Origin of the sequence: Pseudomonas sp. LLC-1 (genome assembly GCF_002992185.1) — a bacterium.
GTDB classification, from domain to species: domain Bacteria; phylum Pseudomonadota; class Gammaproteobacteria; order Pseudomonadales; family Pseudomonadaceae; genus Aquipseudomonas; species Aquipseudomonas monteilii.
This window is the reverse complement of record NZ_LUVY01000006.1, coordinates 193,447-216,237: the sequence shown is the minus strand read 5'-3', so window position 1 is coordinate 216,237 and position 22,791 is coordinate 193,447. Positions and strand designations below refer to the sequence as shown.

The window sequence follows — 22,791 nt, the reverse complement described above, 5'->3', positions numbered from 1 at the left end:
ATCAAGTACGGTACTCGGCGTTGATCTTCACGTATTCGTGGGACAGGTCGGTGGTCCAGATGGTTTCGCTGCACGCACCACGGCCCAGCTCGATACGAATGGTGATCTCTTCCTGGGCCATCACTGCCGAACCTTGCGCTTCTGTGTAGCTTGGGCTGCGGCCGCCTTGGCTGGCGATGCACACGCTGTCCAGGTACACGTCGATCAGGCTCACATCCAGCTCCGGCACGCCCGCACGGCCAACAGCCGCGAGGATACGGCCCCAGTTCGGGTCGGAGGCGAACAGTGCAGTCTTGATCAGCGGCGAGTGGGCCACGGCGTAGCCGACGTCCAGGCATTCCTGGTGGTTGCCACCGCCGTTGACCTGCACGGTCACGAACTTGGTAGCACCTTCGCCGTCACGAACGATGGCCTGGGCCACCTCCATGCACACTTCGAACACCGCCTTTTTCAGCGCTTCGAACAGCGCGCCGCTGGCTTCGCTGACTTCCGGCAGGTTGGCCTTGCCGGTGGCGATCAGCATGCAGCAGTCGTTGGTCGAGGTGTCGCCGTCGATGGTGATGCGGTTGAACGACTTGTTGGCGCCGTCCAGCATCAGGTCCTTGAGCACCGCCGGGGCAACCTTGGCGTCGGTGGCGATGTAGCCGAGCATGGTGGCCATGTTCGGGCGGATCATGCCTGCACCCTTGCTGATACCGGTGACAGTCACGGTCACGCCATCGTGCTGGAACTGGCGGCTGGCACCCTTGGGCAGGGTGTCGGTGGTCATGATGCCGGTTGCGGCTTCTGCCCAGTGGTTTTCCGACAGGTTGTCGAGGGCGGCCTGCAGTGCACCTTCGATCTTCTCGACCGGCAGCGGCTCACCGATCACGCCGGTGGAGAACGGCAGGACCGACTCGGCCGGCACGCCAGCCAGTTCGGCCAGCTTGGCGCAGGTGCGCTCGGCAGCCGCCAGGCCTGGCGCGCCGGTACCGGCGTTGGCATTACCGGTATTGGTCAGCAGGTAACGCACGGTGCCCTGTACACGCTGCTTGGACAGGATCACCGGCGCTGCGCAGAACGCGTTGAGGGTGAACACACCGGCCACGCTGGAGCCTTCGGCACAGCGCATCACCACCACGTCCTTGCGCCCAGGGCGCTTGATGCCGGCAGAAGCGATGCCGAGTTCAAAACCCGGAACCGGGTGCAGGGTGGGCAAAGGACCAAGACCAACAGCCATTAGAGCGCTCCTAGAAAACGGTGAATATGGAAAAAGGGGGCCGCAATGCGGCCCCCAGGGTTGTCACGATACAGCAATCAGGTCAGATCACTCGATCTGGCCATGGCAATGCTTGAACTTCTTGCCCGAACCACACCAGCACGGCTCGTTGCGGCCCAGTTTCTGGTCGTTGCGCACCGGCGCCGAGGCTACTGCCACTTCGGCACCTTCTTCGCTCAGTTGCTCGCTTTCCAGGCCCGGTGCAGCGGCATGCTGGAACTGCATGCGGCTGGCCAGTTCCTCGGCCTCGCGGCGCAGACGGGCTTCTTCCTCGGCCGGGTCTTCGCGGCGAACCTGAACGTGCGACAGCACGCGGATGGTGTCGCGCTTGATCGACTCGAGCAGCTCCTGGAACAGGGTGAACGACTCGCGCTTGTATTCCTGCTTCGGGTTCTTCTGCGCATAGCCGCGCAGGTGAATACCGTGACGCAGGTGGTCCATGGTCGACAGGTGGTCTTTCCACAGGTCGTCCAGCACGCGCAGCAGGATCTGCTTCTCGAAGGTACGCAGGGCGTCGATACCGGCCTGGTCTTCCTTCTCGGTGTAGGCCGTGGTGATTTCGTTCAGCAGCTTCTCGCGCAGGGTCTCTTCGTAGAGGTGATCGTCCTCGTCGAGCCACTGCTGGATCGGCAACTTCATGGCGAAGTCGCTGGCCAGCGACGCTTCCAGGCCGGCCACATCCCACTGCTCGGGCAGCGACTGCGGCGGGATGTGCTGGCTGATGGTAGCGTCCAGCACTTCCTTGCGGAATTCGACGATGGTGTCGCCGATGTTTTCGGCGGCCAGCAGGCTGTTGCGCATGTGGTAGATCACCTTGCGCTGCTCGTTGGCCACGTCGTCGTATTCGAGCAATTGCTTACGGATGTCGAAGTTGCGGCCTTCGACCTTGCGCTGGGCCTTCTCGATGGCGTTGGTGACCATGCGGTGCTCGATGGCCTCGCCCGACTGCATGCCCAGTGCCTTCATGAAGTTCTTCACCCGGTCAGAGGCGAAGATGCGCATCAGGCTGTCTTCCAGCGACAGGTAGAAGCGGCTGGAACCCGGGTCGCCCTGACGGCCGGAACGGCCCCGCAGCTGGTTATCGATACGGCGCGATTCGTGGCGTTCGGAGGCGATCACATGCAAGCCACCGGCTTCGATCACCTGCTGGTGACGCTTCTGCCAGTCGGCCTTGATCTGCGCGATCTGCTCGGCGGTCGGGTTTTCCAGGGCGGCCACTTCGGCTTCCCAGTTACCACCCAACAGGATGTCGGTACCACGGCCGGCCATGTTGGTGGCGATGGTCAGCGCACCCGGGGCACCGGCTTGCGCGATGATCTCGGCTTCCTTCTCGTGGTACTTGGCGTTCAGTACCTTGTGGTCGATGCCTTCCTTCTTGAGCAGGTTCGACATGTGCTCGGACGTTTCGATGGTCGCGGTACCCACCAGGATCGGCCGGCCCTGCTTCATGCTTTCCTTGATGTCAGCGATGATCGCAGCGTATTTCTCGTCGGCGGTCAGGTACACCAGGTCGTTGAAGTCTTTACGCGCCAGTGGTTTGTTCGGCGGAATGACCATCACGTTGAGGGCGTAGATCGACTGGAACTCGAACGCTTCAGTGTCAGCGGTACCGGTCATGCCGGACAGCTTGGTGTACAGGCGGAAGTAGTTCTGGAACGTGGTCGAAGCCAGGGTCTGGCTCTCGGCCTGGATGTTCAGGTTCTCTTTGGCTTCGATGGCCTGGTGCAGGCCCTCGGACAGGCGACGACCCGGCATGGTACGACCGGTGTGTTCGTCGATCAGCAGTACCTGGCCGTCCTGGACGATGTACTCGACGTTGCGGTGGAACAGCTTGTGCGCGCGCAGGCCAGCGTAGACGTGGGTCAACAGGCCCAGGTTGTGCGCCGAGTACAGACTCTCGCCCTCGGCCAGCAGGCCGGCCTGGGTGAGCATTTCCTCGATGTACTGGTGACCGGCTTCGTTCAGTTCGACCTGACGGCTCTTCTCGTCGATGGTGAAGTGGCCTTCCTGGGTAACCTGGCCTTCCACTTCCTCGATGTGCTGGGTCAGGCGCGGGATCAGGCGGTTGATCTCGATGTACAGCTTGGAGCTGTCTTCGGCCTGGCCAGAAATGATCAGCGGGGTGCGCGCTTCGTCGATGAGGATGGAGTCGACTTCGTCGATCACGGCGAAGTTCAGTTCACGCTGGAACTTCTCGTCCTGGCTGAACGCCATGTTGTCGCGCAGGTAGTCGAAACCGAATTCGTTGTTGGTGCCGTAGGTGATGTCGGACGCATAGGCCGCGCGCTTTTCTTCCGGCGGCTGGAACGCCGAGACGATTCCGACCGACAGGCCGAGGAATTCGTACAGCGGGCGCATCCAGTTGGCGTCACGGCGGGCCAGGTAGTCGTTGACGGTGACCACATGCACACCCTTGCCGGACAGTGCGTTGAGATACACGGCCAGGGTACCGACCAAGGTCTTGCCTTCACCGGTGCGCATTTCTGCGATCATACCCTCGTGCAGGGTCATGCCGCCGATCAGCTGCACGTCGAAGTGGCGCATGCCCATCACGCGTTTGCCGGCCTCACGGGCCACGGCGAAGGCTTCAGGCAGCAATTGGTCCAGTGTCTCGCCTTTGGCCAAACGCTCCTTGAACTCTGCGGTCTTGCCCCGCAGCTGTTCGTCGGAGAGGGCCACCATCTTCTCTTCGAAGGCATTGACGATACTCACCGTCTTGAGCATGCGTTTCACTTCACGCTCGTTCTTGCTTCCAAAAAGTTTCTTTAACAAAGGCGCAAACATATCGGCAGGATCTTCCACACGTAGGGATGGAGGGCGGCCCCATGAGTCGCCCGTGCAGCCCTGAGGCCGCATGCGAACGAGCATTCTACCCGGAAACGATGGTGAGGAAAGTGGTGGATTTCCACGATGCTATTACAGCGTTTTGGCGGGGGCTTGTCTTAGATAGGGGCATTTTCCCTGAGTTCAAGGCTTGGCAACATGAAAGGTATCGAGAATTAGTCTTATCTTCTGCTGCCCGCGAACAGGCCGGTGCAGGCTATAGAGGTGTTAAACTGCTGACCACGTAACCTCATGCATACCCCATGGCCTACAAACCCTCCCCCGCCCAGCCACCTTCCGCCCTGCTCCGCCAGGTGCGCCCGCTGCGCCTGCTGCTGAACCAGGCCGAGCGCCTGGAGCACCTGCAGCGCCTGCTGGAAAGCCAGCTGCAACCGGCTGCCCGCGAGCACTGCCATGTCGCCTCCTGGCGCGATGGCACCTTGCTGCTGGTGGTAACCGACGGCCATTGGGCAACGCGCCTGCGCTACCAGCAAAAACGCCTGCTGGCGGCATTGCAGGCCATGGAAGCCTTCGGCAACCTCCGGCGCATCCTGTACAAGGTGCAGCCGCCGCTGGTGCCGGCCAAGCGCGGCGGGCATGCTGCCGAACTCTCGAACAGCGCCGCCGAGAGCCTGCGCGACACCGCCGAGGGCATCACCGACCCCAAGCTACGTGCCGCACTGGAACGGTTGGCTGCCCACGCCAACAGCAAGGCATAAAAAAGGCCACCCGAAGGTGGCCTTGATTACAACACTAGAGAGAGTGTTCGAACTTACACGGCCGCAACAGGGCGCATGTACGAGATCGGTGCCGTGCTGGCATCTTCGAAAGTGACCACTTCCCAGGCATCGGTTTCGGCAATCAGCTTGCGCAGCAGCTGGTTGTTCAGCGCGTGGCCGGACTTGTAGCCCTTGAACTCGCCGATCAGGCTGTTGCCCAGCAGATAGAGGTCGCCAATGGCGTCGAGGATCTTGTGCTTGACGAATTCGTCATCGGAACGAAGGCCGTCTTCGTTAAGCACACCCGTTTCGTCGACGACGATGGCGTTCTCGACACTGCCGCCCAGCGCAAGGTTGTGCTTGCGCAGGTACTCGATGTCACGCATGAAACCGAAGGTGCGGGCGCGGCTGACTTCCTTCACGAACGAGGTGCTGGAAAAGTCGACGACTGCACTCTGGGTCTGGCCCTTGAGGACCGGGTGATCGAAGTCGATCTCGAAGCTCACCTTGAACCCTTCGAAAGGCAGGAACGTGGCGCGCTTGTCGCCCTCTTCCACGGTTACCTCACGCAGGATGCGGATGAACTTCTTGGCTGCGTCCTGTTCTTCCAGGCCGGCAGACTGAATCAGGAATACAAAAGGACCGGCGCTGCCATCCATGATCGGCACTTCCGAGGCGGAGAGCTCGACGTAGGCGTTATCGATGCCCAGGCCCGCCATGGCGGAGAGCAGGTGCTCGACCGTATCGACCTTGACGTCACCGTTGACCAGCGTCGTCGACATGGTTGTCTCGCCGACGTTGGCCGCACGCGCAGGGATTTCGACCACAGGGTCGAGGTCGGCGCGGCGGAAGACGATGCCGGTGTCAACAGGTGCAGGCTTGAGGGTCAGGTAAACCTTCTCCCCGGAGTGCAGACCGACACCTGTGGCACGGATGGTATTCTTCAGGGTGCGTTGTTTAATCATGGCATTGGCCGCTTCAGCGCAAATTGCGAACAGGTATCAACAAAGGCTGGGGATGATAACAGACCCAACCTTTGATGAATACCAATCACCTTTATACCCCTGATAAATTCCATTAATCAGCCTGACGACGCAGGAAAGCCGGGATATCGAGGTAGTCCAGGTCGTCCTGAGGGTTCAGTTTAGCGGCTGCGGCAGCACCTGCATGGGCCTGGTTGCGCATCACGGTCGGGCGCTCCAGGTCACGGTAGTTGACCGCTGGCTGCTCCTGACGAACCGGTGCAGGGTTGGATGCTTCGTACGCCTGCTGAGCGGTCTGCAGGGTGTTGTCCACCACTTTGACCGGCTTCTCGATGCGCGCGCCCAGGCCAGTGGCCACAACGGTCACGTGCAGTTCGTCGCGCATGTCCGGGTCGATCACGGTGCCGACCTTGACCATGGCGTGGTCAGAGGCGAAGGCCTCGATGATGCTACCCACATCGGAGTATTCACCCAGCGACAGGTCCGGGCCTGCGGTGATGTTCACCAGGATGCCGCGGGCGCCCTGCAGGTTGACGTCTTCCAGCAGCGGGTTGCGGATGGCAGCCTCGGTGGCTTCACGCGCACGGTTCGGGCCGCTGGCGCAGCCAGTACCCATCATGGCCATGCCCATTTCGCCCATCACGGTACGCACGTCGGCGAAGTCGACGTTGATCATGCCCGGACGCTTGATGATGTCGGAGATACCGCGCACGGCACCGGCCAGAACATCGTCAGCCTTGGCGAACGCCGACAGCAGGCTGGCATCCTTGCCCAGGATGGTCAGCAGCTTCTCGTTGGGGATGGTGATCAACGAGTCGACGCTTTCGGCCAGCATGCGGATGCCTTCATCGGCGATCTGCATACGTTTGCGGCCCTCGAACGGGAAAGGACGGGTCACCACGGCTACGGTGAGGATGCCCATTTCCTTGGCCACTTCGGCAATGATCGGCGCTGCACCGGTACCGGTACCGCCGCCCATGCCAGTGGTGATGAACACCATGTTGGTGCCCTGCAGCACCTCAGCGATGCGCTCACGGTCTTCCAGCGCGGCCTGACGGCCGACTTCCGGATTGGCACCGGCACCCAGGCCCTTGGTCACGCCAGTGCCCAATTGCAGGATGGTACGCGCACCGATGTTTTTCAGCGCTTGAGCATCGGTGTTGGCGCAAATGAATTCCACGCCTTCGATGCTGCTCTTGACCATGTGGTTGACGGCGTTACCGCCACCACCACCAACGCCGATCACCTTGATGACCGGGCTTTGCGGGACGTTGTCTACGAGCTCGAACATTTTCCCTCTCCTTACAGTTCTCTAGTTGTTGCGCCTACCACTACTGCTTTGAAACTTAGAAGTTGCCCTGGACCCACTTCTTGAAGCGCTCAAGTACTGGGGCCTTCGGTTCATCGCCATAGCTGTTGTTGCTGCTGTTGCTGTTACCGGTCAGGACCATGTCCTCGGACTGCTTCAGCAGACCGTAGGTGAGCAGGCCCACGCCGGTGGAATAGATCGGGTTGCGCACCACGTCGCTCAGCCCCCGAACGCTGTGCGGTACGCCCAGGCGTACCGGCATGTGGAAGATTTCCTCGGCCAGTTCCACGGCACCTTCCATTTTCGCGGTGCCGCCGGTGAGGACGATGCCGGCCGGCACCAGGTCCTCGTAGCCGCTGCGGCGCAGCTCGGCCTGGATCAGGGTGAAGAGCTCGTCGTAACGTGGCTCCACCACCTCGGCCAGGGCCTGGCGCGACAGCTCGCGCGGTGGGCGGTCGCCCACGCTCGGCACCTTGATGGTCTCGCCGGCACCGGCCAGTTTGGCCAGGGCGCAGGCGTAGCGGATCTTGATTTCTTCGGCGTACTGGGTAGGGGTACGCAGGGCCATGGCGATGTCGTTGGTCACCTGGTCACCGGCAATCGGGATGACCGCGGTGTGACGGATGGCGCCTTCGGTGAAGATGGCGATGTCGGTGGTGCCACCACCGATGTCCACCAGGCATACGCCCAGCTCTTTTTCATCGTCGGTCAGCACCGAGTACGCCGAGGCCAGCTGCTCGAGGATGATGTCGTCGATTTCCAGGCCACAGCGGCGTACGCACTTCTCGATGTTCTGCGCCGCATTCACTGCGCAGGTGACCACGTGAACCTTGGCTTCCAGACGCACGCCCGACATGCCCAGTGGCTCGCGCACGCCTTCCTGGTTGTCGATCACGTAGTCCTGCGGCAGGGTGTGCAGTACGCGCTGGTCGGCCGGGATGGCCACTGCCTGGGCGGCGTCGAGCACGCGCTCCAGGTCGGCCAGGCTCACCTCGCGGTCGCGGATGGCGACGATGCCGTGGGAGTTCAGGCTGCGGATGTGGTTGCCGGCCACGCCAACGAAGGCCGAGTGGATACGGCAGCCGGCCATCAGCTGGGCTTCTTCCACCGCGCGCTGGATCGACTGCACGGTGGACTCGATGTTCACCACCACGCCTTTCTTCAGGCCGCGGGACGGATGGGTGCCGATCCCGACGATTTCCAGGGTGCCGTCTTCGCCCACTTCGCCCACCAGCGCCACCACCTTGGAGGTGCCAATGTCCAGCCCGACGATCATTTTGCCGCTATGCGCGTTTGCCATGGTCCTGCCTCTCTCTAATTCTTCGCAACGGCGGGTTGGGCCGTCGTCGGTGCAATCGGTTCCCGCCAGCCAACGGCAAGTCCGTTGGAATAACGCAGATCAATGCGGGCGATAGTGGTGATCTGGTCTTTGAGTGTCTTGTCGTAAATGGCAATGAAACGGCGCATCTTCTCCACCAGATGGTCGCGCCCCAGCAGCAGCTCGATGCCTGGCCCGGCGCTGCTCGCGCCAGTGGTCAGGAACCAGCTGCCTCGCTCGCGCAGCTCCAGGCGAGCGATGGAAAAGCCCAGGGGGCGCAGCATCTGGCTCAATACCTGATACTGCTGCATGACTTGTTGCTGAGCACGTTGCGGCCCGGCCAGCTGCGGCAGGTGCTCGTAGTTGGCCAGTTCACGCGGGGTAAAGGCCTGGCCCTGGTTGTTGAGCAAGGCTTCGTCACCCCAGCGTGCCACCGGCAGCTGTTCTTCCAGGCGGATCACCACCTCGTCGGGCCACACCCGGCGCACTTCGGCGTGGGCGATCCATGGCATCTGCTCGAGTTCCGCACGCATCGCCGGCAGGTCGACGCTGAAGAAACTCGCCGCCACGTAGGGCGCGATACGCTGCTGCACCGATTGCTGGCTGATGTAGCTGAGGTCACCCTGCACGTCGATCTTGGTGATCGGCCGGTCGGCATAGGGCATCAGGCGAATGGCACCCTCATAGGCACCAAAGCCGGCCGCCACCAGCAGCACCGGCCACAGCAGGCGTTTGAGGCCGCCCAGGCTTGGACGCGGCAGGCGCGCCGATACGGGCTCGTCGGCCACCAGCCGGCTGGCACCACGCGGCACCGGCTTACTACGGCCGGTAACGGGTTGCTGCTGACGTATCATCGCGCCTTGCATGGTTATTAACCTCGCGTCGCCACGCTTTCAGCCAGGATTGCCAGCACCAGTTGCTGGAAGTCCAGGCCAGCCGCGCGGGCCGCCATGGGCACCAGGCTATGATCAGTCATGCCGGGTGCGGTGTTGACTTCGAGCAGCCAGAACCGGCCCTGCTCGTCCTGCATCACGTCCAGACGCCCCCAGCCTTCGATGCCGATGGCATCGCAGGCGCGTGCGGTCAGGTCGATCAGTTCCTGTTCCTTGACACTGTCCAGGCCGCACGGGATGCGGTACTGGGTATCGTTGGCGATGTACTTGGCGTCGTAGTCGTAGAACACATGCGGCGTACCCAGGGCGATCGGCGGCAGCACCTGACCGCGCAAGACCGCGATGGTGAACTCCGGGCCGTGGATCCACTGTTCCACCAGTACCTGGGAATCGTATTTGGCGGCGTCCTGCCAGGCAGCAACCAGTTCCTGGGCGCTGTTCACCTTGGCCATGCCGATGCTAGAGCCTTCATGGGCGGGTTTGACGATAAGCGGGAAGCCCAGTTCCGTACTGGCCTGCAAACAATCGCTTTCGCTCGCCAATACCGCGTGGCGCGGGGTTGGAATACCCAGGCTCTGCCACACCTGTTTGGTGCGCAGCTTGTCCATGGCCAACGCCGAGGCAAGGATGCCACTGCCGGTGTAGGGAATACCCAGGCACTCCAGCAGGCCTTGCATGCTGCCGTCTTCACCGCCACGGCCGTGGAGGATGATGAAGGCGCGGTCGATCTTCTCGCTTTGCAGGCGGTCGAGCAGGTCGTCGCCCACATCGATGGCGACCACGTCGACACCGGCAGTGGTCAGGGCATCGATCACCGCAGCGCCGGACTTCAGCGACACTTCACGCTCGGCGCTCTTGCCACCGTACAGCACGGCGACGCGGCCGAACGCCTTGACGTCCAGGGTCGAGTGCAGCTTTTCGTAGGCGCTGGTCATTTCGACTTCTCCTGCTTGGCGCCAGCGAACAGCGGGCTTTTCATCAGTTGCGGGGCCAAGCCGCCGACATCACCGGCACCCTGGCAGATCAGGATGTCACCCGCGCGCAGCAGCGGTTTCACCAGCGGTGCCAGCTCGGCGCCACGTTCGATGTAGATCGGGTCCAGCTTGCCGCGCTGGCGGATGCTGTGGCACAGCTGGCGGCTGTCGGCACCTGGGATCGGCTCTTCGCCGGCCGGGTAGACCTCCATCAGCAGCAACACGTTGGCATCGCCCAGCACCTGGACGAAATCGTCGTACAGGTCGCGGGTGCGGCTGTAGCGGTGCGGCTGGTAGACGATCACCAGGCGGCGGCTTGGCCAGCCACCGCGCACGGCCTTGATCACCGCCGCCACTTCGGTCGGGTGGTGGCCGTAGTCGTCGACCAGCATCACGCTGCCGCCTTCGACCGGCAGTTCGCCATACACCTGGAAGCGTCGACCGACACCCTGGAAGCCAGACAGCCCCTGGATGATGGCCTCGTCGGTGATGCCTTCGTCAGTGGCGATGGCAATGGTGGCCAGGGCGTTGAGCACGTTGTGGTTGCCGGGCATGTTCACCGACACCTCAAGCGGCTCGCGGTCGCGACGCAGCACGGTGAAGTGCGTTTGCATGCCCTGCTGGCGCACGTTGATGGCGCGGATGTCGGCCTCTTCGCTGAAGCCATAGGTTACGGTCGGGCGCTTCACCTGCGGCAGGATCTCGCGCACCACCGGGTCGTCCAGGCACATCACGGCCAGGCCGTAGAACGGCAGGTTGTGCAGGAACTCGACGAAGGTTTTCTTCAGCTTGTTGAAGTCACCTTCGTAGGTCGCCATGTGGTCGGCGTCGATGTTGGTGACCACGGCCACCATCGGCTGCAGGTGCAGGAAGCTGGCGTCGCTTTCATCCGCTTCGGCGATCAGGTAGCGGCTGGTACCCAGCTGGGCATTGGTGCCGGCAGCGGTCAGGCGGCCACCGATGACGAAGGTCGGGTCCAGGCCGCCGGCCGCGAACACCGAGGCCAGCAGGCTGGTGGTGGTGGTCTTGCCATGGGTACCGGCCACGGCCACACCATGGCGGTAGCGCATCAGCTCGGCGAGCATCTCGGCGCGCGGCACTACCGGAATACGGCGTTCCAGGGCAGTGGCCACTTCCGGGTTGGCAGGGTTGATGGCGCTGGACACCACCAGCACATCGGCGGTGGCGGCGTTCTCGGCGCGGTGGCCGACGAAGATCTCGGCACCGAACGATTCCAGGCGCTCGGTAACCGGCGAGGCTTTCAGGTCGGAACCGGACACTTCATAGCCCAGGTTCAGCAACACTTCGGCAATGCCGCACATGCCCACGCCGCCGATACCGACGAAGTGGATACGGCGGATACGGCCCATCTTCGGTTGGGGCATGGCTTTCTGGCTCTCAACCATGGGCCACCTCCAGGCAGATATCGACCACGGTGCTGGTTGCGGCAGGTTTGGCCAGGCGCCGTGCGGTGCCTGCCATGACGTTGAGTTTTTCGGGTTGCATCAGCACCTCGTTCAGGCGTTCAGCGAGCTGCGCTGCGCCAGTTGTCGCTTGTGGCATCAGGAAGGCAGCGCCTTCTCGGGCCAGATATTGGGCGTTGTGGGTCTGGTGATCGTCGATGGCGTGGGGCAAAGGCACCAGCATCGAGGGCAGGCCTGCTGCCGCCAGCTCGCTGACGGTCAGGGCACCGGCCCGGCACACCACCATGTCGGCCCAGCCATAGGCTTGGGCCATGTCCTTGATAAAGGGCTCTACCTGAGCCTCGACGCCCGCCTCGTGATAACGCTCGGCGGTAATCGGCGCGTGTTGCTTGCCGGCCTGGTGGAACACCTCTGGCCGCAGGGTGGCGGGCACTTCGGACAGGGCCTTAGGCAACAATTTGTTCAATGGTTCCGCACCCAGGCTGCCACCGAGCACCAACAGGCGTGCACGGCGCTCGGCCAGGGGGGCGCGTTGCGCATCCATGAACAGCTCCGGGCGCACCGGGTTGCCGGTGGTACGACGCTTGTCGCTGGCCTCGAAGGTGTTCGGGAAAGCTTCGCAGACCCGCGCCGAGAGCGGCACCAGCAGCCGATTGGCGGTACCTGCACGCGCGTTCTGTTCGTGGATCACCAGCGGCACACCACACAACCGCGCGGCCACACCGCCGGGGCCGGTCACGTAGCCACCAAAGCCCAGCACGCACACCGGCTTGAGCTGGCGAATGATGCGCCGAGCCTGCAGCACGGCCTTGACCAGGGTGAACGGCGCCTTGAGCAGCGACAGTTTGCTTTTGCCGCGCAGGCCGCTGACCTGAATCAGGTGCAGTGGCAAGCCAGCCTGTGGCACCAGCTCGTTTTCAATGCCACGCGGGGTGCCCAGCCAGTGCACGCTGTAACCGCGCGCCTGGAACTCCCGCGCGCAGGCCAGGGCCGGGAACACGTGGCCCCCGGTGCCGCCAGCCATGATCAATACGTTCTTGCCGTCAGCGGCCATGACTGGTCTCCTCGGCAAAATCGCTTTCGCTGAATTCGTGTTCCTCGCTGCCCAGGTGCGTACGGCTTTCCCACTCGATGCGCAGCAACAAGCCCACGCAGGCGCAGCAGATCACCAGCGAGCTGCCCCCGTAACTGAGGAACGGCAGGGTCAGGCCTTTGGTCGGCAGCAGGCCGACGTTCACGCCGATGTTGATCAGGAACTGGCCAATCCACAGGAAGGCCAGGCCAAAGGCCACATACGCAGCAAAGAACTGCTTGGCTTTCTCGGCCCACAGGCCGATGTACAGGGCACGCACGGTGACGAACACGAACAGTGCGATGGTCACCAGCGAACCGACGACGCCCAGTTCTTCGGCCAATACCGAGAACACGAAGTCGGTGTGCGCCTCGGGCAGGTAAAACTGCTTCTGCACGCTGTTGCCCAGGCCAACGCCCAGCCACTCGCCACGGCCAAAGGCGATAAGCGCCTGGGTCAACTGGTAGCCCGAGCCGAACTGGTCGGACCAGGGGTCGGTAAAGGTAATAAGCCGCGCCATCCGGTACGGCTGCGCCTGTACCAGTACGAACACCGCCAGCACCGCCAACACCACCATCAGACTGAAGCGGAACAGCCCCACCCCACCCAGGAACAGCATGGCCGCCGCGGCGCCCATCATTACCACGGTGGCGCCGAAATCCGGCTCCATCAGCAACAGGGCAGCCATGGGCAGCAGCACGATGAACGGTTTGAAGAAGCCCATCCAGGTCTCGCGTACCTCGGTTTGCCGACGCACCAGGTAACCGGCCAGGTAGACGACCACGAACACCTTGGCGATTTCCGAAGGCTGGACGTTGAAGAAGCTGAAACCGATCCAGCGCATCGAACCGTTCACCTCACGGCCGATACCCGGCACCAGCACCAGTACCAGCAGGCCGAAGGCGCCCAGCAGCATCATGAAGCCCATGCGCTGCCAGGTGGCGATCGGCACCAGCATGGTCGCGCCACAGGCCACCAGGCCCAGGAACACGTACACCAGGTGGCGGAACATGTGATAAAGCGGGTTGCCCGACTGCACCGCAGCCACTTCCGACGACGCCGAGGTGATCATCACCAGGCCCAGGCCCAGCAAAGCCAGGCAGCCGGCGAGCATCGGGAAGTCCAGGTCGATGCCTCGGCCGCTGATCAGCGGCGACGGGTAGGGCTTGAAGATGCCGAAGATCATGCAAGGCCTCCCGCTGCCTGGGCGAACAGGCGCCCGCGTTCTTCGAAGTTCTTGAACATGTCCAGGCTGGCGCACGCCGGCGACAGCAGTACGGCATCACCGGCCTGGGCCAGTTCAGCGCACTGTTGCACGGCGTCATCGAGGGTCTTGACCCGTACCAGTGGCACGTCATCACCCAGGGCCTCGGCCAGGCGCTCGGCATCACGGCCAAGCAGTACCACGGCCCGGCAGAAGCGCTTGACCGGCTCACGCAAGGCCGTGAACTCGGCACCTTTGCCGTCGCCACCGGCGATCAATACCAGTTTGCCTTCGATATCGGCACCCAGGCCTTCGATGGCGGCCAAGGCTGCACCGACGTTGGTGGCCTTGGAATCGTCATACCAGTTCACGCCATTGCGCTCACGCACCCACTGGCAGCGATGGGCCAGGCCACCGAACTCGCGCAGGGCTTCGAGCATCGGCTCAAACGGCAGGCCTGCGGCATGCCCCAGGGCCAACGCCGCCAAGGCATTGCTCTGGTTGTGCGCACCGCGAATCTTCAGTTCACGCGCAGGCATCAGCGCCTGGAACTCGAATGCCAGGTATTTCTCGCCATCCACTTCGCGCAGGCCGAAGGCCTTGAAGTCGGGCTGGTTGAGGCCGAAGGTCCAGCACGGGCGGCCTTCCACCGGCAGCGGCCGGCTCAGGGCGTCCTGACGGTTGACCACGACCTGCTTCGCGCCGCGGAAAATCCGGTGCTTGGCCAGGTGGTAGGCCGGCAGGCCGCTGTAGCGGTCCATATGGTCTTCGCTGATGTTCAGCACGGTGGCCACTTCAGCATTGAGCTGGTCGGTGGTTTCCAGCTGGAAGCTGGACAGCTCCAGCACGTACAGCTCGACGTCATCGGCCAGCAGGTCCAGCGCCGGGGTACCGAGGTTGCCACCCACCGCTACACGCTTGCCCGCCTTGGCGGCCATTTCGCCGACCAGGGTAGTGACAGTGCTCTTGGCGTTGGAGCCGCTGATGGCAATGATCGGCGCTTTGGCGTTGCGGGCGAACAGTTCGATGTCACCGGACAGTTTCACGCCACGCGCAGCAGCCTGCTGCAGGGCTGGCGTGGCCAGGGCCAGGCCAGGGCTTACGTACAGTTCGTTGGCGCGGCACAGGAAGTCCACGTCCAGTTCACCACAGCGCACTTCCACCTGCGGGTAATCACGGCGCAGGGTGTCCAGTTCCGGCGGTTGCTCGCGGGTATCGGCGACCGCAAAGGCAATGCCCCGGTTCGCCAGGAAGCGAACCAGGGACATGCCGCTCTTGCCGAGGCCGACAACGATGCGGAATTGGTCGGAAGCGATCAAAGACACGCTCATCTACCTCAGTTTCAGGGTTGCAAGGCCGATCAGGACCAGGATCACGGTGATGATCCAGAAGCGGACGATCACCCGAGGCTCTGGCCAGCCCTTGAGTTCAAAGTGGTGGTGGATCGGCGCCATGCGGAACACGCGCTTGCCGGTCAGCTTGAAGGAGGCGACCTGGATCACCACCGACAAGGTTTCCATGACGAAGATGCCGCCCATGATGAACAGGACGATTTCCTGGCGAACGATGACCGCGATGGTGCCCAGCGCCGCGCCCAGTGCCAGTGCACCGACGTCCCCCATGAACACTTGCGCCGGGTAGGTGTTGAACCACAGGAAGCCCAGGCCCGCACCGATCAGCGCGCCGCAGAACACGATGAGTTCACCCGAGCCCGGCACGTAAGGGATCAGCAGGTATTCGGCGAACTTCACGTTACCCGACAGGTAGCAGAAGATGCCCAGCGCGCCGCCGACCATCACCGTTGGCATGATTGCCAGGCCGTCGAGGCCGTCGGTGAGGTTGACCGCGTTGCTGGAGCCGACGATGACGAAGTAGGTCAGCACCACGAAGCCGATGCCCAGCGGGATGGTGACGTCCTTGATGAACGGCAGGATCAGCGTCGTCTCGACGCTGGTCGGCGCGGTCTTGTACAGGAACACGGCCGCAGCCAGGCCGAACACCGACTGCCAGAAGTACTTCCAGCGGCTTGGCAGACCACGCGAGTTCTTTTCGATCACCTTGCGGTAGTCATCGACCCAACCGATGGCACCGAACGCCAGGGTCACGATCAGCACCACCCACACGTAGCGGTTGGACAGATCAGCCCACAGCAGCGTGCTGATGGCGATGGCCGACAGGATCAATGCGCCACCCATGGTCGGGGTGCCGGACTTGGACAGGTGCGATTGCGGGCCGTCATTACGCACGGCCTGGCCGATCTGACGAATTTGCAGGGTACGGATCATCCACGGCCCCAGCCACAGCGCCAGGGACAACGCGGTCAGCACACCAAGAATCCCGCGCAGGGACAGGTACTGGAAGACCGCGAAGCCTTTGTGGAACTGTTGCAGATACTCGGCCAACAGCAGCAGCATTAATGTTTCTCCCCGCTGGCACCGCACAATGCCGCCACGACGTTTTCCATCGCAGCGCTGCGCGAGCCCTTGATCAAGATAGTGGTGTCGCTGGCACTTTCGGCGCTAACGGCGTCGATCAGCTCAGCTTGAGTAGCGAAATGACGGCCATTGGCGCCGAACGCCTTGACCGCATATGTCATGTTGGAACCCACTGCGTACAGGGCATCGACCTTGCCACGCGCGTAGTCACCCACCTGACGGTGGCCTTCTTCCGCCCATTGCCCCAGTTCGCCGATATCTCCAAGCACCAGGACGGTGCGCCCGGAAAAGCCGGCGAGTATATCAATGGCCGCGCACATGGAGGTGGGATTTGCGTTGTAACTGTCGTCGATTACCCGCACACCGTTCGGCGCGATCTGCGCCACGGTGCGGCCCTTGACCGGTTGTACCGCAGCCAGGCCGGCGGCGATGCCGCTAAGGCTCAGACCAACGGCATGGGCGGCAGCGGAGGCGGCCAAGGCGTTGCTGACGTTGTGGGTACCCAGCAGGTTCAGCTGTACCGGCACGCTGCCATCAGGCCCATGCAGGGTGAACGACGGGCAGCCCCGTGCATCACGGCCAATATGACTGGCGTGGAAGTCTGCCTGCGGGTTATCCAGTGCAAAGGTGAAAATGCGGTGGTCGCCTGCACGCTTGCGCCAGATGTCGAACGCCTTGTCAGCCAGATTGAGGATGGCAGTGCCGCCCTCGCCCAGGCCTTCGAGAATCTCGCCCTTGGCTTCAACGATCTTTTCCGGCCCGCCGAACTCGCCAACGTGGGCGGTACCGGCGTTGTTGATGATGACCACCTGAGGCTTCGTCAGGCCGACGGTGTAGCGGATTTCGCCAATGCGCGAGGCGCCCAGCTCGATCACCGCCGCGCTGTGCTCAGGGGCGATCTCCAGCAGGGTCAGCGGCGCGCCCAGGTCGTTGTTCAGGTTGCCACGGGTGGCATGCACCAGGCCACGGGTACGCAGGATGCTGGCAAGCATTTCCTTGACGGTGGTCTTGCCGCTGGAACCGGTAATGGCAACAACAGGCTTGTCGAAGACGGCGCGGTTCAAGGCGCCGAGTTGACCGAGCGCTACCCGGCAATCCTTGACCAGCAATTGCGGCAGGTCGACACCGGCCACTTCACGCTCGACCAGGGCAGCGACTGCGCCTTTGGCCTTCACGTCAGCCAGGTAGTCATGGCCATCGAAACGCGGGCCTGCCAAAGCGACGAACAGCTGCCCGGCGCTGACGCTGCGGCTGTCGATGCTGACACCGGTGAAGGTGGCGTCGCCACCGATTTGTTGACCACTCAGTGCTGTGGTCAGCTGGCTGAGTGACAGCGGCTTAAGCATGTGGAGCCTCCCAGGCTGCAAGTGCCTTCTCGGCTTCAATCAAGTCGGAGAAGTCATGGCGCTCGCCATTGATCTCCTGGTAATCCTCATGTCCCTTGCCAGCCAGCACGATCACGGCGTCGGCAGCGGCGCTGGCAATCAGGTGCGCGATGGCCTCGCCACGGCCGGCAACGAACTCGACGCTGTCAGGCCTGGTGAAACCAGGACGGATGTCGTCAAAGATACGCAGCGGGTCTTCGGTACGCGGATTGTCGTCGGTGACCAGCACGCGGTCGGCCAGGCGCTCGGCCACTTCGGCCATCAGCGGGCGCTTGCCACGGTCACGGTCACCGCCGCAGCCGAACAGGCACAGCAGCTTGCCGTGGGCGTGCGGGCGCAGGGCTTCGAGTACTTTTTCCAGGGCGTCCGGGGTGTGCGCGTAGTCGACCACCACCAGCGGCTTGTCGCCGCCACCCAGGCGCTGCATGCGGCCTACCGGCCCTTGCAGTTGCGGGGTGACCTTGAGAATTTCGTCCAGCGAATAGTCCAGCGCCAGCAGGGTCGCCACGGCAGCCAGCATGTTGCTCAGGTTGAAGCGGCCCAGCAACTGGCTGCGCAGGGCGCGCTCACCCTGGGCCGTGATCAAGGTGGCACGCACACCATCGTCATTGAACACGGCTTCGCGGCAGAACAGCGAAGCATCCGGGTTTTCCAGGCTATAGCTGAGCAGCCGGGTCTCGATATGATCGACACTCGGGCGGCGTGCAAAGTCATCGGCCAGGCGACGCCCGAAGGCGTCATCCAGGTTGACCACCTGGCAACGCAGGCTCGGCCAGGCGAACAGCTTGGCCTTGGCGGCCTCATAGGCCTCCATGCTGCCGTGATAATCGAGGTGGTCGCGGGACAGGTTGGTCATCACCGCGATGTCGAATTCCAGTGCGGCAACCCGGCCTTGCTCCAGCGCATGGGAGGAAACCTCCATGGCCACAGCCTTGGCGCCACCTTTCTTGAGGTCGTTTAGGGTCGACTGCACGGCGATCGGGTCGGGCGTGGTCAGCCGACCGCTCTGCAGCTCACCGTAGAAACCAGTCCCCAGGGTGCCAATCAGGCCGCAGCGCTGGCCGAGCAGGTCGAGCGCCTGGGCCACCAGCTGGGTAACGCTGGTCTTTCCGTTGGTGCCGGTCACCCCCACCAGGTTCAACTGGCGGCTGGGCTCGCCATAGAAGCGCCCGGCAATATCCGACAACTGAGCGATCAGGCCTTTGACCGGAATCAGCGGTACATCGGTCAGCGGCAGCACGTTGGCGCCCTGCTCTTCATAGGCCACGGCAGCGGCGCCACGGGCCAGGGCATCGGCAATATGCTCGCGACCATCGACCTTGGCGCCCGGCACGGCCAGGAACAGGTCACCCGGGCGCACATTGCGGCTGTCCAGGGTCAGCTCACGAATCAGCGGGTCACGGCTGGCGTGGGCGAAAAGTTTGCTCAATGGCATTGTCATCATCCACGCCCTCCCTTGGCGGCTGCTGCGTTGACTTGCGATTGCACGGCGGGTGCCGCTGGCGCGGGTGGCGGCAGGTTATCTGGCGGCACGTTCATCAGGCGCAAGGTGCCGGACATGACCTTGCTGAATACCGGCGCAGAAACCAGACCACCGAAGTAGCCGCCTTTGCCCGGCTCGTCGATGACCACGACGATGGCGTAGCGCGGGTCGCTCATCGGACCGAAGCCAGCGAACAGCGAGCGGTAGGCGTTTTCGGTGTAGCCCTTGGAACCCACTGTGGCCTTACGCGCGGTACCGGACTTGCCGGCCACGTGATAGAACGGCACCTGGGCGCGGAACACGCCACGCGGCGCTTCGATCACCTGCTGCAGCATGCCCTGAACGGTTTCGGCGGTTTCCTTTGGAATGGCCTGCACAGCGTCCGGGGCCTTGTCGACCTTGAGGATCGACAGCGGCACCATCTTGCCGTCGTTGGCCAGCGCCGCGTAGGCATGCACCAGTTGCAGCGCAGTCACCGACACGCCATAGCCATAGGACAAGGTTGCGGTCTCGGCCTTGCGCCACTCGCGGTGGTTAGGCAGGTTACCGACGCGCTCACCCGGGAAACCCAGGCCGGTGTACTGGCCCAGGCCGACCTGGGACATAACGCGGTAGATAGCCTCACCGCCAATGTCGAAGGCGATCTTGCTCATGCCGACGTTACTGGAGTTGATCAGGATGCCGGTCAGGTCGAGGATCGGGCCTTCACTGCGCGATACGTCCTTGATGGTGTAGCGGCCGATCTGCAGGCTGCCCGGGTACACCTCGACCTTGTCGGTAGGCTTCCAGCGGCCACTCTGCAGGGCCGCACTCATGGAGATCGGCTTGACCGTGGAGCCTGGCTCGAACACGTCGATGATCGCCCGGTTACGCATGGCCGCCGGGAACATGCTGCGGCGGTTGTTCGGGTTGTAGGTCGGCTGGTTGACCATGGCCAGGACCTCACCGGTCTTGACGTCCATGATCACCAGGCTGCCGGCCTTGGCGTCCTGTTCGGCAATGGCATTGCGCAGTTCGCGGGTGGCCAGGTACTGCAGGCGCAGGTCTATCGACAACGCCAAGGTCTTACCGGCCTTGGCGTTCTTGGTTACCTGGATGTCCTTGATCAGCCGGCCGCGCCGGTCCTTGATCACCTGGCGCTTGCCGGGCACGCCGGCCAGCCACTCGTCGTAGGCCAGTTCGACACCTTCGCGACCATGGTCGTCAAGGTCGGTGAAGCCGACCATGTGCGCGGTGACATCACCCGCCGGATAGAAGCGACGGAATTCTTCCAGGCCGTACACACCAGGCACTTTCAGGTCGAGCACATGCTGGCCCTGCTCCGGGGTCAGGCCGCGGACCAGGTAGATGAACTCTTTGCTGGCTTGCTGGGTCAGGCGCTCGGTCAGCTGCTGCGGGTTTTGCCCAAGCGCTGCGGCCAACTGCGGCCAGCGCTCTTTGGACGCCTGCATTTCCTTGGGGTTTGCCCATAGGGTGGTAACCGGGGTGCTCACGGCCAGCGGTTCACCGTTGCGGTCGGTAATCAGGCCACGGTGCGCCGGAATAGGGATATGACGCAGGCTGCGCGCGTCGCCCTGCCCCTTGAGGAAGTCACGGTCAACGACCTGCAAATCGATGATGCGCCAGCAAATGGCACCGACCATGATGGCCAGCAAGCCGATCACCACGCGGAAGCGCCACGGGTAGAGTGCGCCTTCGAGCTTCATCATGGCGCCACCATCCGCACTTCGTCAGCCGAAGGTACGCGCATCTTCAATTGCTCGGAAGCCAGGTTCTCGATACGGCTGGCAGCAGTCCAGGTGCTCTGTTCAAGAATCAGACGCCCCCACTCGGCCTGGGCCTTGTCACGCTCGTTCAGCTCGCCGTACAAGGTGTTGAGCAACTGACGGTTCCAGTGCGCGCTGTAGGACACGGCGATAGCCGAAACCAGCACGGCAACGAACAGCAGAAGCATCAGGAAGCTTCCGCCTGGCAAGGGTTTGGCAAACAGCCTGCTCACCGCAGCTTCTCCGCCACGCGCATCACGGCACTACGCGACCGTGGGTTGGCCTTGAGCTCGGCTTCGGAGGCGAACTGGGCCTTGCCGATGAGCTTGATTTTCGGCTCGAAGGCCTTGTGCTGTACCGGCAGGTTGCGCGGCAGGTTGTCGGCCTCGCCCTTGACCAGCTTGCGCATGAACAGCTTGACGATACGGTCTTCCAGCGAGTGGAAGCTGATCACCGCCAGGCGGCCACCGACTTCGAGGGCATCGAGCGCGGCCTCAAGGCCGGCTTCCAGATCACCCAGTTCGTTGTTGACGTGAATGCGAAGGCCCTGGAAGGCACGGGTAGCCGGGTTCTTGCCTTTTTCCCAGGCAGGGTTGGCCACCTTGAGTACTTCCGCCAGGTCGGCGGTACGGGTGAAAGGCTCCTTTTCACGGCGCTCGACCACGGCACGCGCCATGCGGCCGGCGAAGCGCTCTTCACCGTATTCCTTGAAGACGCGGGCAATTTCTTCCACCGGCGCGGTGGCGATGAACTCGGCGGCGCTGATGCCCTGGGCCGGATTCATGCGCATGTCCAGCGGGCCGTCATTGAGGAAGCTGAAACCACGCTCGGGGTCATCCAGCTGCGGCGACGACACGCCAAGGTCCAGCAACACGCCGCTGACCTTGCCGTGCAGGCCGCGCTCGGCCACTTCCGCGCCCAGCTCGGCAAAGCTGCGCTGCACAATGACAAAGCGGCCGTCTTCGGCCGCCAGCGCTTGCCCTGTGGCAATCGCCTGTGGATCTTTATCGAAGCCCAGCAGCCGTCCTTGCGGCCCGAGCTTGCTAAGAATCAGCCGGCTGTGTCCGCCACGGCCAAAGGTGCCGTCCAGATAGCAACCGTCGGCGCGCAGGGCCAATGCCTCGACAGCTTCGTCGAGCAGGACGGTAATGTGGTTGAAGCCGCTATCTATGGTCACAGGATCAGGTCACGCAATTCGTCGGGCATGGCGCCCGGTTGTTGAATAGCTGCAAGGTCGGCTGCCGAAACCGCGTTCCAGGCATCTTCATCCCACAGCTGGAATTTGTTCAGCTGCCCCACCAGCATCGCCTTCTTGTCGAGCTTGGCGTACTCACGCAGGCGGGGCGGTACCAGGAAACGCCCACTGCCATCGAGCTCCAGGTCAACCGCATTACCGATCAGCAAACGCTGCAGGCGACGGTTTTCCTCACGCAACGACGGCAAGGCACGCAACTTGGCTTCTATCTGTTCCCACTCATCGAGGGGATAAACACACAAGCAGGGGTCCACGGCGTCGATGGTCACGATCAGTTGACCATTGCAACGCGAATCGAGCTCGTCACGGTACCGGCTCGGCATGGCGAGACGGCCCTTGGCATCGAGGCTGACGGCGTTGGCTCCGCGGAACACGGCTGCGATTCCCCACAATGTTAGCTTTTTTGTGCCAGAAAACCCACTTCATCCCACTTTCTGCCACTTGCGCACACTATAGGAATCCGCCCGCAGCACCGTCAAGGCACGTTCAT

General features: G+C 63.0%; 19 protein-coding genes. 1 reads left to right on the top strand and 18 read right to left on the bottom strand.

What is annotated here, in order from left to right:
* Position 1: 1 nt before the first annotated feature.
* The gene (argJ, locus tag A0O30_RS04760) at positions 2-1,219 is read right to left on the bottom strand and encodes a bifunctional glutamate N-acetyltransferase/amino-acid acetyltransferase ArgJ (RefSeq protein ID WP_105945744.1); all 1,218 of its coding nucleotides are present in this window, start codon (positions 1,217-1,219) and stop codon (positions 2-4) included.
* An 87-nt stretch (positions 1,220-1,306) separates the two neighbouring features.
* Positions 1,307-4,042, bottom strand: a complete 2,736-nt coding sequence (gene secA / locus A0O30_RS04755) for a preprotein translocase subunit SecA (RefSeq protein WP_016713569.1) — start codon at positions 4,040-4,042, stop codon at positions 1,307-1,309.
* 302 nt (positions 4,043-4,344) lie between these two features.
* On the opposite strand from secA, the gene A0O30_RS04745 reads away from it, so the two are divergent.
* A complete protein-coding gene (locus tag A0O30_RS04745) occupies positions 4,345-4,800 on the top strand; it encodes a DUF721 domain-containing protein (protein ID WP_105945742.1) in 456 nt (151 codons plus the stop codon).
* Positions 4,801-4,853: 53 nt separating this feature from the next.
* Here A0O30_RS04745 and lpxC read toward each other — a convergent pair whose 3' ends face one another.
* From lpxC to mraZ, 16 genes are all read right to left on the bottom strand, one after another.
* Positions 4,854-5,765: a UDP-3-O-acyl-N-acetylglucosamine deacetylase gene (gene lpxC / locus A0O30_RS04740; protein WP_016713567.1), complete on the bottom strand. Its 912-nt coding sequence runs from the start codon at positions 5,763-5,765 to the stop codon at positions 4,854-4,856.
* Between the two features lie 112 nt (positions 5,766-5,877).
* Positions 5,878-7,074 (bottom strand): cell division protein FtsZ, encoded by a 1,197-nt coding sequence (ftsZ, locus tag A0O30_RS04735; protein ID WP_003251871.1) that lies wholly within the window; start codon positions 7,072-7,074, stop codon positions 5,878-5,880.
* 55 nt (positions 7,075-7,129) lie between these two features.
* A complete protein-coding gene (gene ftsA / locus A0O30_RS04730) occupies positions 7,130-8,392 on the bottom strand; it encodes a cell division protein FtsA (protein WP_016713566.1) in 1,263 nt (420 codons plus the stop codon).
* 14 nt (positions 8,393-8,406) lie between these two features.
* Positions 8,407-9,276 (bottom strand): cell division protein FtsQ/DivIB, encoded by an 870-nt coding sequence (locus A0O30_RS04725; protein ID WP_012274056.1) that lies wholly within the window; start codon positions 9,274-9,276, stop codon positions 8,407-8,409.
* A 5-nt stretch (positions 9,277-9,281) separates the two neighbouring features.
* Entirely contained in the window at positions 9,282-10,238 is a 957-nt protein-coding gene (locus A0O30_RS04720; protein ID WP_028698610.1) for a D-alanine--D-alanine ligase, read from the bottom strand.
* Positions 10,235-11,683 (bottom strand): UDP-N-acetylmuramate--L-alanine ligase, encoded by a 1,449-nt coding sequence (gene murC / locus A0O30_RS04715; protein ID WP_016713564.1) that lies wholly within the window; start codon positions 11,681-11,683, stop codon positions 10,235-10,237. Before murC ends, A0O30_RS04720 begins: the two co-directional genes overlap by 4 nt.
* Positions 11,676-12,755, bottom strand: coding sequence for an undecaprenyldiphospho-muramoylpentapeptide beta-N-acetylglucosaminyltransferase (gene murG / locus A0O30_RS04710; RefSeq protein WP_019097342.1), 1,080 nt, complete (start codon positions 12,753-12,755; stop codon positions 11,676-11,678). Before murG ends, murC begins: the two co-directional genes overlap by 8 nt.
* A complete protein-coding gene (gene ftsW, locus A0O30_RS04705; RefSeq protein ID WP_060499795.1) occupies positions 12,745-13,959 on the bottom strand; it encodes a putative lipid II flippase FtsW in 1,215 nt (404 codons plus the stop codon). Before ftsW ends, murG begins: the two co-directional genes overlap by 11 nt.
* Positions 13,956-15,302 (bottom strand): UDP-N-acetylmuramoyl-L-alanine--D-glutamate ligase, encoded by a 1,347-nt coding sequence (gene murD, locus A0O30_RS04700; RefSeq protein ID WP_028698611.1) that lies wholly within the window; start codon positions 15,300-15,302, stop codon positions 13,956-13,958. Before murD ends, ftsW begins: the two co-directional genes overlap by 4 nt.
* A 6-nt stretch (positions 15,303-15,308) precedes the next feature.
* Positions 15,309-16,391 (bottom strand): phospho-N-acetylmuramoyl-pentapeptide-transferase, encoded by a 1,083-nt coding sequence (gene mraY, locus A0O30_RS04695; protein ID WP_016713560.1) that lies wholly within the window; start codon positions 16,389-16,391, stop codon positions 15,309-15,311.
* Positions 16,391-17,758 carry a UDP-N-acetylmuramoyl-tripeptide--D-alanyl-D-alanine ligase gene (gene murF, locus A0O30_RS04690; RefSeq protein ID WP_105945741.1) on the bottom strand — a complete coding sequence of 456 codons (1,368 nt, stop codon included), beginning with the start codon at positions 17,756-17,758 and terminating at the stop codon, positions 16,391-16,393. The genes mraY and murF overlap by 1 nt, the downstream gene beginning before the upstream one ends.
* Positions 17,751-19,241, bottom strand: coding sequence for a UDP-N-acetylmuramoyl-L-alanyl-D-glutamate--2,6-diaminopimelate ligase (locus tag A0O30_RS04685; protein WP_371921616.1), 1,491 nt, complete (start codon positions 19,239-19,241; stop codon positions 17,751-17,753). Before A0O30_RS04685 ends, murF begins: the two co-directional genes overlap by 8 nt.
* The gene (locus A0O30_RS04680; RefSeq protein WP_177410252.1) at positions 19,238-20,986 is read right to left on the bottom strand and encodes a penicillin-binding protein 2; all 1,749 of its coding nucleotides are present in this window, start codon (positions 20,984-20,986) and stop codon (positions 19,238-19,240) included. The genes A0O30_RS04685 and A0O30_RS04680 overlap by 4 nt, the downstream gene beginning before the upstream one ends.
* Positions 20,986-21,279 (bottom strand): cell division protein FtsL, encoded by a 294-nt coding sequence (gene ftsL / locus A0O30_RS04675; protein ID WP_003260787.1) that lies wholly within the window; start codon positions 21,277-21,279, stop codon positions 20,986-20,988. The genes A0O30_RS04680 and ftsL overlap by 1 nt, the downstream gene beginning before the upstream one ends.
* Positions 21,276-22,223, bottom strand: coding sequence for a 16S rRNA (cytosine(1402)-N(4))-methyltransferase RsmH (gene rsmH / locus A0O30_RS04670; RefSeq protein ID WP_019097348.1), 948 nt, complete (start codon positions 22,221-22,223; stop codon positions 21,276-21,278). The genes ftsL and rsmH overlap by 4 nt, the downstream gene beginning before the upstream one ends.
* Positions 22,220-22,675, bottom strand: coding sequence for a division/cell wall cluster transcriptional repressor MraZ (gene mraZ / locus A0O30_RS04665; protein ID WP_004575120.1), 456 nt, complete (start codon positions 22,673-22,675; stop codon positions 22,220-22,222). Before mraZ ends, rsmH begins: the two co-directional genes overlap by 4 nt.
* Positions 22,676-22,791 lie beyond the last annotated feature (116 nt).

Coding starts and splice junctions, on each gene's coding strand:
- A0O30_RS04720 (WP_028698610.1), bottom strand. CDS start 10,238: ATGACCAGCGCCTACGAAAAGCTGCACTCGACCCTGGACGTCAAGGCG.
- A0O30_RS04745 (WP_105945742.1), top strand. CDS start 4,345: ATGGCCTACAAACCCTCCCCCGCCCAGCCACCTTCCGCCCTGCTCCGC.
- murF (WP_105945741.1), bottom strand. CDS start 17,758: ATGCTTAAGCCGCTGTCACTCAGCCAGCTGACCACAGCACTGAGTGGT.
- A0O30_RS04685 (WP_371921616.1), bottom strand. CDS start 19,241: ATGATGACAATGCCATTGAGCAAACTTTTCGCCCACGCCAGCCGTGAC.
- secA (WP_016713569.1), bottom strand. CDS start 4,042: ATGTTTGCGCCTTTGTTAAAGAAACTTTTTGGAAGCAAGAACGAGCGT.
- argJ (WP_105945744.1), bottom strand. CDS start 1,219: ATGGCTGTTGGTCTTGGTCCTTTGCCCACCCTGCACCCGGTTCCGGGT.
- mraY (WP_016713560.1), bottom strand. CDS start 16,391: ATGCTGCTGCTGTTGGCCGAGTATCTGCAACAGTTCCACAAAGGCTTC.
- ftsZ (WP_003251871.1), bottom strand. CDS start 7,074: ATGTTCGAGCTCGTAGACAACGTCCCGCAAAGCCCGGTCATCAAGGTG.
- ftsW (WP_060499795.1), bottom strand. CDS start 13,959: ATGATCTTCGGCATCTTCAAGCCCTACCCGTCGCCGCTGATCAGCGGC.
- A0O30_RS04680 (WP_177410252.1), bottom strand. CDS start 20,986: ATGAAGCTCGAAGGCGCACTCTACCCGTGGCGCTTCCGCGTGGTGATC.
- A0O30_RS04725 (WP_012274056.1), bottom strand. CDS start 9,276: ATGCAAGGCGCGATGATACGTCAGCAGCAACCCGTTACCGGCCGTAGT.
- ftsA (WP_016713566.1), bottom strand. CDS start 8,392: ATGGCAAACGCGCATAGCGGCAAAATGATCGTCGGGCTGGACATTGGC.
- murG (WP_019097342.1), bottom strand. CDS start 12,755: ATGGCCGCTGACGGCAAGAACGTATTGATCATGGCTGGCGGCACCGGG.
- murC (WP_016713564.1), bottom strand. CDS start 11,683: ATGGTTGAGAGCCAGAAAGCCATGCCCCAACCGAAGATGGGCCGTATC.
- lpxC (WP_016713567.1), bottom strand. CDS start 5,765: ATGATTAAACAACGCACCCTGAAGAATACCATCCGTGCCACAGGTGTC.